Origin of the sequence: Rhizobacter sp., assembly GCF_031412075.1 — a bacterium.
Lineage (GTDB): Bacteria > Pseudomonadota > Gammaproteobacteria > Burkholderiales > Burkholderiaceae_C > Rhizobacter.
The window spans coordinates 1-8379 of the sequence record NZ_JANOCG010000593.1 but is presented as its reverse complement, the minus strand read 5'-3'; the positions used below and the strand labels follow the sequence as shown (position 1 = coordinate 8379).

Genomic DNA, 8379 nt, shown 5'->3' with positions numbered 1-8379 from the left:
AGCGTGGTCTGGCGACGCATCTCGTCCTGCAGGTCCTTCGGCAGCGAGTACGGCGGCAACGAACAGGCCGAATCGCCCGAATGGATGCCGGCCTGCTCGACGTGTTCCATGATCCCGCCGATCATCACGTTGCTGCCGTCGCTGATGCAGTCGACGTCGACCTCGACCGCATCGTCGAGAAAGCGGTCCAGCAGCACCGGCGACTTCTCGCTCACCTTGACGGCTTCGCGCATGTAGCGCTCGAGGTCTTTGTCGCCGTGCACGATTTCCATCGCGCGGCCACCCAGCACATAACTCGGGCGCACCACCAGCGGGTAGCCGATTTCTTGCGCCAGAACCAACGCCTGCTCTTCAGTGCGCGCGGTGCGGTTGGGCGGTTGCTTCAGGCCCAAGGTGTGCAGCAGCTTCTGGAAGCGCTCGCGGTCTTCTGCGATGTCGATGCTGTCGGGCGTGGTGCCCACGATGGGCACGCCAGCGCGCTCCAGATCAAGCGCGAGCTTCAGCGGCGTCTGGCCGCCGTACTGCACGATCACGCCGACGGGTTTTTCCTTGTCGACGATCTCGAGCACGTCTTCGAGCGTCACCGGCTCGAAGTACAGACGGTCCGAGGTGTCGTAGTCGGTCGACACGGTCTCGGGGTTGCAGTTGACCATGATGGTCTCGTAGCCGTCTTCGCGCATGGCGAGCGCGGCGTGCACGCAGCAATAGTCGAACTCGATGCCCTGGCCGATGCGGTTGGGGCCACCGCCCAGCACCATGATCTTCTTGCGGTTGGTGGGCTCTGCTTCGCACTCTTCGTCGTACGTCGAGTACATGTAGGCCGTCTGCGTGGCGAACTCGGCCGCGCAGGTGTCCACCCGCTTGTAGACAGGGCGCACCTTCTTGGCCCAGCGGGTTTCCCGGACGGCATGCTGGTGCGTGCCCAGCAGCTTGGCCAGGCGCCTGTCGGAGAAGCCCTTTTGCTTGAGGAAGCGCAGCTCCTCGGTCGACAGGCTCTCCAGCGTGCGGCCAGTGATCGCCGTTTCAGCCTGGATCAGCTGCTCGATCTGCGCGAGAAACCACGGGTCGATCGCGGTTTCTTCGAAGATCTCTTGCAGGCTCATGCCGATGCGGAAGGCGTCGCCCACGTAAAGAATGCGCTCAGGGCCGGCTTCGCCGATCTCCTGGATGATTTCTTCTCGGTCGGTGCTGCGCTCGGTCAGGCCGTCGATGCCGGTTTCCAGGCCGCGCAAGGCCTTCTGGAAACTTTCCTGGAAGGTGCGGCCCATGGCCATCACCTCACCCACCGATTTCATCTGCGTGGTCAGGCGTGAATCGGCGGCGGGAAATTTTTCGAAGGCAAAACGCGGGATCTTGGTGACCACATAGTCGATGCTGGGCTCGAACGAAGCCGGTGTGGCGCCACCGGTGATGTCGTTGCGCAGCTCATCGAGCGTGTAGCCCACGGCCAGCTTGGCCGCCACCTTGGCGATGGGGAAACCCGTCGCCTTGGAGGCCAGAGCTGAAGAACGGCTCACGCGCGGGTTCATCTCGATGACGACCATTCGGCCGTCTTTCGGGTTGATGGAAAACTGCACGTTGGAGCCGCCCGTGTCCACGCCGATCTCGCGCAGGATCGCGATGCTCGCGTTGCGCAGCAGCTGGTATTCCTTGTCGGTGAGCGTCTGCGCCGGGGCCACGGTGATGGAGTCACCGGTGTGGATTCCCATCGGGTCGAGGTTTTCGATCGAGCAAACGATGATGCAGTTGTCGGCGCGGTCGCGCACCACTTCCATCTCGAACTCTTTCCAGCCGATGAGGCTTTCTTCGATCAGCAACTCTTTGGTGGGCGACAGGTCGAGGCCGCGCTTGCAGATCTCTTCGAACTCTTCCGGGTTGTAGGCGATGCCGCCGCCGGTGCCGCCCAGCGTGAAACTCGGGCGCACCACCATCGGGAAGCCATTGCCACCAATCTCTTGCTGGATGCGGCGTTGAACGTTGAGCGCGTCTTCCATCGAGTGCGCGATGCCGCTCTTGGCCGAGTGCAGGCCAATGCCGGTCATGGCGTCCTTGAACTTCAGGCGGTCTTCGGCCTTCTCGATCGCCTTCTCGTTCGCACCGATCATCTCGACGTTGTATTTGGCAAGCACGCCGTTCTTGTGCAGGTCAAGCGCGCAGTTGAGCGCCGTCTGGCCGCCCATGGTGGGCAGCACCGCGTCGGGGCGCTCTTTCGCGATGATCTTCTCGACCACTTGCCAGGTGATGGGCTCGATGTAGGTCACATCGGCCATCTCCGGGTCGGTCATGATCGTCGCCGGGTTGCTGTTGACGAGGATGACCTTGTAGCCCTCTTCACGCAGCGCCTTGCAGGCCTGTGCGCCGGAGTAATCGAACTCGCAGGCCTGGCCGATGATGATCGGGCCGGCGCCGATGATGAGAACCGATTTGATGTCTGTGCGCTTAGGCATTTGTCTTCTTCTCCTGGCTCTTTTCCATCAGCGCGGTGAAACGGTCGAACAGGTAGGAAATGTCATGCGGTCCGGGTGAGGCCTCGGGGTGGCCCTGGAAGCAGAAAGCGGGTTTGTCGGTGCGGGTCAGGCCTTGCAGCGTGCCGTCGAACAGGCTCACGTGCGTGGGGCGCAGGTTGCCGGGCAGAGTCTTTTCGTCGACCGCAAAACCGTGGTTCTGACTGGTGATGCTCACCCGCCCGGTGTCGAGGTCTTTCACCGGGTGGTTGGCGCCATGGTGGCCGAACTTCATCTTGAAGGTCTTGGCACCCGAAGCCAGCGCCAGGATCTGGTGCCCCAGGCAAATGCCGAAGGTCGGGATGCCGGCGTCGATGAGTTCACGCGCTGCACGGATGGCGTAGTCGCATGGCTCGGGGTCGCCGGGGCCGTTGCTCAAGAAAATACCATCGGGCTTGCGTGCCAGCACGTCAGCGGACGATGTCTGTGCAGGCACCACGGTCACCTTGCAACCGCGGCTGGCCAGCATGCGAAGGATGTTGCGCTTGACGCCGAAGTCGTAGGCCACCACGTGGAATCGCGGTGACTTGAGTTGGCCGTAACCGCCCTCGAGCGCCCATTCGGTTTCGGTCCATTCGGTGACTTCGGTCTGCGTCACCACCTTGGCCAGATCCAGGCCATTCATGGCCGGAGCGGACTTCGCCAACGCGATGGCTTTGTCGGTGTGCGCCGAGGTCAGCACCTGGCCAAGCGGCAGCGTGAAGATGCAACCGTTTTGCGCGCCCTTACTGCGCAAGATGCGTGTCAGTCGGCGGGTGTCGATGTTGGCAATGGCCACCGTGCCTTCGGCCTTGAGGTAGTCCGCCAGCGTCATGCTCTGGCGAAAGTTGGACGCCAGCACCGGCAGGTCTTTGATGATCAAGCCAGCCGCGTGCACCTTGCTCGCTTCGACGTCTTCGGTGTTGATGCCGTAGTTGCCGATGTGCGGGTAGGTGAGCGTGACGATCTGGCGGCAATAACTCGGGTCGGTGAGGATTTCCTGGTAGCCGGTGAGTGCGGTGTTGAACACCACTTCACCAACAGTGTGACCGGTGGCACCGATCGACACGCCCTGGAAGACCGTTCCGTCCGCGAGTGCTAGGAGAGCCTGAGCTTGGTTTGGCAGCAATGGCGGGGGCACACGATTCTCCGATTTGTGCGCGCCCAGCTCTGCTCTTCGAGCACGAGACCGGTTGAGAAAACTGGGGGGAGTTTTCGGCAGGAAACAGCGAGAGATTCGCTGGGCGGGTGGGGTTGCGGGTAAACCTTCGAATTGTACCCGAGGGCACGCGCTCAAAGCCCCCCTAGACGAGTAGGAACGCCCATCGCTTCAAGAGTCCTGAGCAGACCGCTTAAGAAGCGGGCCATGGCCCTCTCGCGCTCACATAATCCGGGCTGGTCAAAACAAGAGGAGTGACACATGAAGGGCGACCCCAAGGTCATCGAGCTGCTCAACGCTCAATTGAAAAACGAGCTAACCGCCATCAACCAGTACTTCCTGCACTACCGCATGCTGAAGCATTGGGGCCTGGACAAGCTGGCCGCCAAGGAATACGACGAGTCGATCGGCGAAATGAAGCATGCCGACCGCCTGATGGACCGCATCTTCACGCTCGACGGGCTACCTAACCTGCAAGACCTGGGCAAGCTGCTGGTCGGTGAAGACACGGTAGAGATACTGAACTGCGACCTGAAGTCGGAGATGGGCGCACAAGCGACCATCAAGGACGGCATCGCGCATTGCGAAACTGTGCGCGACTATGTGTCACGCGACCTGCTCCAAGACATCCTCGACGACACCGAAGAGCACATCGATTTCCTAGAAACCCAGCTCGATCTGGTCACCAAGGTCGGTTTGCAAAACTACCTGCAGTCGCAAATGGGCGAAATCGCGTCCTGATCAGCCTACAAATCCTACCTCTGCACATGGGTGCTGGGCGGGACTTGAATTGCGAATCATTCTTATTTATGATCACATCCAACGGCCTGACGTCGGGGCCTTGGAGCGAACTCATGATTGTGTGTGTCTGCCAACGCATTTCTGACCGTGACATCGAGCGCCACGCCCGCAATGGCTGCGCAAGCTTCGACGAGCTGCAGATGGATTCAGGCGTCGCGTCTTGCTGCGGGCGCTGCACCGACTGCGCGCGCGATGTTTTCGAGTCGGCTCGTGCCTCGGGCCACCGGCCTCATGGTCCCACCCACCACGCCATGATCTCCGCTGCCGCCTGAGTCCTGTCGACCACCCGATCAAAGGGCGGCGATGCCCGCCTTGGCCACTTGGGCGTCTTCGCTGGCTTTGACGCCGCTGACACCCACCGCCCCCACACACTGCCCCTGCACCAGGATCGGCACCCCGCCCTCCAGCAAGCCGCGCACCTCGGGTGCGCTCAGGAAAGCGTTGCGCCCCTGGTTGATCATGTCCTCATAGACCTTGCTTTCGCGCTGGCCGAGGGCCGCGGTGTGTGCTTTTGCCGGTGCGATGTGAGCGGAAATGGGCGCTGCGCCGTCCAGGCGCTGCAACCACAGCAAATGGCCACCGTCGTCGACGATCGCGATGGTCACCGCCCACCCATGGCTCAGCGCCTCGGCCTCAGCTGCGGCTGCAACCCGCTTGATGTCGTCCAGGCCCAGCATTGGTTTGGTCTTCATGCGCACTCCGTTGTTGTGAGTTCACCGAGCATGCCTCATGCCCGCCCGACCAGGTTTTGGCGAATGCCACAGCGGGACAGTGGGGAACTAGAATCCTGTCGGCCGGGTCTGAGCCCGCATCGCGTTCAAATCAAGGAGGTTTCATTCATGAACGACAACCTGCAAACAGCTTACGGTCTGACCTGTTCGGTGAGCACCGTCGAACAGCGCAACCGTGTTCTCCGCAACACCTATTGGCTGCTGGCGCTTTCGCTGATTCCCACCGTGCTTGGCTCGTGGGTCGGCATGCAAATGGGGTTCACGTGGTTCGCCGCCAACCCCTTCATCGGCTTCATGGTGTTCATGGGCATTGCCTTTGGCTTCTTCTTTGCGATCGAGAAAACAAAGAACTCCGGCCTGGGCGTCGTCTTGCTGCTGGCCTTCACCTTCTTCATGGGCCTGATGCTGTCGCGCCTGCTCGGCGGGATCCTCGGCAACTTCCGCAACGGCAGCCAGCTGATCGCCATGGCGTTCGGCGGCACGGCATTGGTGTTCTTCGGCATGGCCACCCTGGCCAGCACGATGAAGCGTGACATCTCCGGCATGGGCAAGTGGCTCTTCGTCGGCCTGATCGGCATCATCGTGGCCAGCGTTGCCAACATCTGGCTGCAGATGCCAGCTCTGATGATGACGGTGTCGGTGCTGGCGGTGCTGATCTTCTCGGCCTACATGCTGTACGACCTGAAGCGTGTGGTGGACGGTGGCGAGACCAACTACGTCTCGGCCACGCTGGCGATCTACCTCGACGTCTACAACGTCTTCGTGCACCTGCTGAGCCTGCTCGGCATCATGGGTGGCGAGCGCGACTAACGCCCTCGACGGGTTGGCAAGGTGGGGGGGCCTTTGGGCCCCCTTCACTTTTTTTGCTCAACCTTTTTCGAACACCGCCATGCTCTCGACGTGGGCCGTGTGCGGGAACATGTTGATCGCGCCCGCCGCCACGCAGCGGTAGCCGGCCTGGTGCACCAGCAAACCGGCATCGCGCGCGAGCGTGGCGGTGTTGCAGCTCACGTAGACGATGCGGCTCGGAGGCTGATAGCCCTCCACCGGCGCCGCAGCCAGATCGGCCAAGGCCTTGGCCAGGGCAAACGCCCCTTCGCGTGGCGGGTCGACCAGCCATTTGTCCGCCGCGCCGTACTGGGCCAGTTCCTCGGGCGTGACCTCGAACAGGTTGCGCGCGACGAAGCTGGTCTTCGCCGCCAGGCCATTGAGCGCAGCGTTCTCACGCGATCTCGCCACCAGCGCCTCGCTGCCCTCGATGCCCAGCACCTCGCGCGCCTGCTTGGCGATCGGCAGCGTGAAGTTGCCGAGCCCGCAAAACCAGTCGATCACGCGCTCGTCTGGCCGGGCGTCCAGCAGCCGCAGGGCACGGCTGACGAGCACCCGGTTGATGTGGTGATTGACCTGCGTGAAGTCGGTCGGCTTGAACGGCATGGTGATGCCGAATTCGGGCAAGCTGTAGGCGAGTTGTGGCCCACCGGCATCGAGCAGCTGAACCGTTTCCGGCCCCTTGGGCTGCAACCACCACTGCACGCCGTGCTCGCCGGCAAACTCCCGAAGCCGCTGCAAGTCATGCGCACTCAGCGGCTCCAGGTGGCGCAGCACCAGCGCCGTGATCTCGTCACCGACCGCCACTTCGATCTGAGGCAAACGGTCTCGCTGGTCCATGCCCGCGACCAGGTGGCGCAGAGGAACCAGCATCGCGCTCAGGTGAGGCGGCAGCACCTCGCAGCTGTCCATGTCGGCCACATAGCTCGACTTGCGCTCGTGAAAACCCACCAGCACACGCTCTTTCTTGACCACGTAGCGCACAGACAAACGCGCCCGGTAGCGGTAGCCCCAGGCCGGCCCTTCGATCGGGCGCAACACACGCTCGGCCTTGACCTTGCCCAGGTGCCACAGCGCGTCTTCAAGCGCGCGCTGCTTGGTCGCCACCTGCGCGCCCACATGAAAGTGCTGCATCTTGCAGCCGCCACAGGTGCCGAAATGGCGGCACCCCGGCGTCACACGTTGTGAGCTTTCGCGGCGCAGCGCCACCATGGTGGCTTGCTCCCAGTTGTTTTTCTTGCGCTGAACGCTGACAAGCACTTCTTCGCCGGGCAATGCCCCGTCGATGAAAACCACCTTGCCCTCGGCGTTGTGCGCCACTCCTTGTGCTTCGAGGTCGAGTGACTCGACCTTCAGCCATTCATCTGCTGCTGTCATGGGGCTGATTGTCTCAGCCATCGCCCAGAGGGCAATGGCCTTCGTAGGCGCAAGGCCCGACGCAGGTCGGCCCTTGTGTCCGACTCAGCCCTCGCGCCCAACTAAAAAAGCGAGTCGCGGTTGATGCCGCTGCGCACCATGCGGCGCTTGAGCTTGATCAGCGCCTCTTGCTGGATCTGTCGGATGCGCTCACGCGTGAGGCCCAAACGCTCGGCCAGCACCTCCAGCGTCTCGGGCTCGCGGTCTCGCAGGCCGTAGCGGCCGGCCAGCACTTCGCGCTCGCGTTCGTTGAGCTCGTCCAGGCCGTGCTGTAACAGCAGCTCGACCTCGTTGTGCAGCGTGAGGCTCGCCGGGTCGCTCGCCCCGTCGTCGGCCACGCTGTCGAGCATGGATTCGGAGCCTTCACGGTCGAGGGGCGCATCGAGTGATGCCGGCGCTTCCGAGAACTTCAGCAGCTCACTCACCTCTTGCACCGGGCGGCCAAGGCGGGCAGCAATGTCTTCCACGCGCACCGGCGGGTCACCGTCGGCGTGAGTCGCTTCCGCTTCAAGGGCACGCCGCGCCTTGAGCACATGGTTGAGCTCGCGCACCACATGTACCGGCAGCCGCACCAGGCGGGCCTGGTGCATGATCGCGCGCTCGATGCTCTGGCGGATCCACCACGACGAGTAGGTCGAAAAACGGAAGCCTCGCTCCGGTTCAAACTTGCCAATGGCGTGCATCAACCCGAGATTGCCTTCTTCGATCAGGTCGGTCATGGGCAGGCCGCGGCCGAGGTAGTTCTTGGCGATGCTCACCACCAGGCGCAGGTTGCGCTCGATCATTTCTTGGCGGGCGGCAAAGTCACCCGCCCGCGCGCGCGTGGCGGTCTCGAATTCTTCTTGCGGCGTGAGCAGCGGCGCACGGCGGATCTCACGCAAATAGGTCTGCAAGGTGTTGCCGACCTCACCGTCTCCGGCGGCAATCTCGATGCTGGCGGGGACGTCGTCAGGCTGTGGCT

Annotated in this window: 8 protein-coding genes; 3 read left to right on the top strand and 5 right to left on the bottom strand. The window is 62.7% G+C overall.

The features are described 5' to 3' along the window. Together carB and carA are read right to left on the bottom strand one after the other, a co-directional pair. A partial coding sequence (carB, locus tag RMO40_RS21860; protein ID WP_309725708.1) for a carbamoyl-phosphate synthase large subunit occupies positions 1-2447 on the bottom strand: 2447 nt, incomplete at its 3' end. Then, entirely contained in the window at positions 2440-3612 is a 1173-nt protein-coding gene (gene carA / locus RMO40_RS21855; protein ID WP_309725710.1) for a glutamine-hydrolyzing carbamoyl-phosphate synthase small subunit, read from the bottom strand. The genes carB and carA, both read right to left, overlap by 8 nt. Positions 3613-3903: 291 nt before the next feature. Here carA and bfr point away from each other — a divergent pair, with 291 nt between their 5' ends. Both bfr and RMO40_RS21845 read left to right on the top strand, forming a co-directional pair. Then, positions 3904-4383, top strand: a complete 480-nt coding sequence (bfr, locus tag RMO40_RS21850) for a bacterioferritin (protein WP_309725707.1) — start codon at positions 3904-3906, stop codon at positions 4381-4383. Positions 4384-4496: 113 nt separating this feature from the next. Continuing rightward, positions 4497-4715 carry a (2Fe-2S)-binding protein gene (locus RMO40_RS21845; RefSeq protein WP_309725706.1) on the top strand — a complete coding sequence of 73 codons (219 nt, stop codon included), beginning with the start codon at positions 4497-4499 and terminating at the stop codon, positions 4713-4715. An 18-nt stretch (positions 4716-4733) separates the two neighbouring features. Here RMO40_RS21845 and RMO40_RS21840 read toward each other — a convergent pair whose 3' ends face one another. Beyond that, positions 4734-5135 (bottom strand): heme-binding protein, encoded by a 402-nt coding sequence (locus tag RMO40_RS21840; RefSeq protein WP_309725705.1) that lies wholly within the window; start codon positions 5133-5135, stop codon positions 4734-4736. A 147-nt stretch (positions 5136-5282) separates the two neighbouring features. Here RMO40_RS21840 and RMO40_RS21835 point away from each other — a divergent pair, with 147 nt between their 5' ends. Next, positions 5283-5984 (top strand): Bax inhibitor-1 family protein, encoded by a 702-nt coding sequence (locus RMO40_RS21835; protein WP_309725704.1) that lies wholly within the window; start codon positions 5283-5285, stop codon positions 5982-5984. A gap of 57 nt (positions 5985-6041) precedes the next feature. Here RMO40_RS21835 and rlmD read toward each other — a convergent pair whose 3' ends face one another. Together rlmD and rpoS are read right to left on the bottom strand one after the other, a co-directional pair. Then, positions 6042-7379 (bottom strand): 23S rRNA (uracil(1939)-C(5))-methyltransferase RlmD, encoded by a 1338-nt coding sequence (rlmD, locus tag RMO40_RS21830; protein WP_309725703.1) that lies wholly within the window; start codon positions 7377-7379, stop codon positions 6042-6044. Positions 7380-7480: 101 nt separating this feature from the next. Continuing rightward, positions 7481-8350 carry an RNA polymerase sigma factor RpoS gene (gene rpoS, locus RMO40_RS21825; RefSeq protein ID WP_309725709.1) on the bottom strand — a complete coding sequence of 290 codons (870 nt, stop codon included), beginning with the start codon at positions 8348-8350 and terminating at the stop codon, positions 7481-7483. Positions 8351-8379: the final 29 nt, after the last annotated feature.

Coding starts and splice junctions, on each gene's coding strand:
- rlmD (WP_309725703.1), bottom strand. CDS start 7,379: ATGACAGCAGCAGATGAATGGCTGAAGGTCGAGTCACTCGACCTCGAA.
- RMO40_RS21845 (WP_309725706.1), top strand. CDS start 4,497: ATGATTGTGTGTGTCTGCCAACGCATTTCTGACCGTGACATCGAGCGC.
- RMO40_RS21840 (WP_309725705.1), bottom strand. CDS start 5,135: ATGAAGACCAAACCAATGCTGGGCCTGGACGACATCAAGCGGGTTGCA.
- bfr (WP_309725707.1), top strand. CDS start 3,904: ATGAAGGGCGACCCCAAGGTCATCGAGCTGCTCAACGCTCAATTGAAA.
- RMO40_RS21835 (WP_309725704.1), top strand. CDS start 5,283: ATGAACGACAACCTGCAAACAGCTTACGGTCTGACCTGTTCGGTGAGC.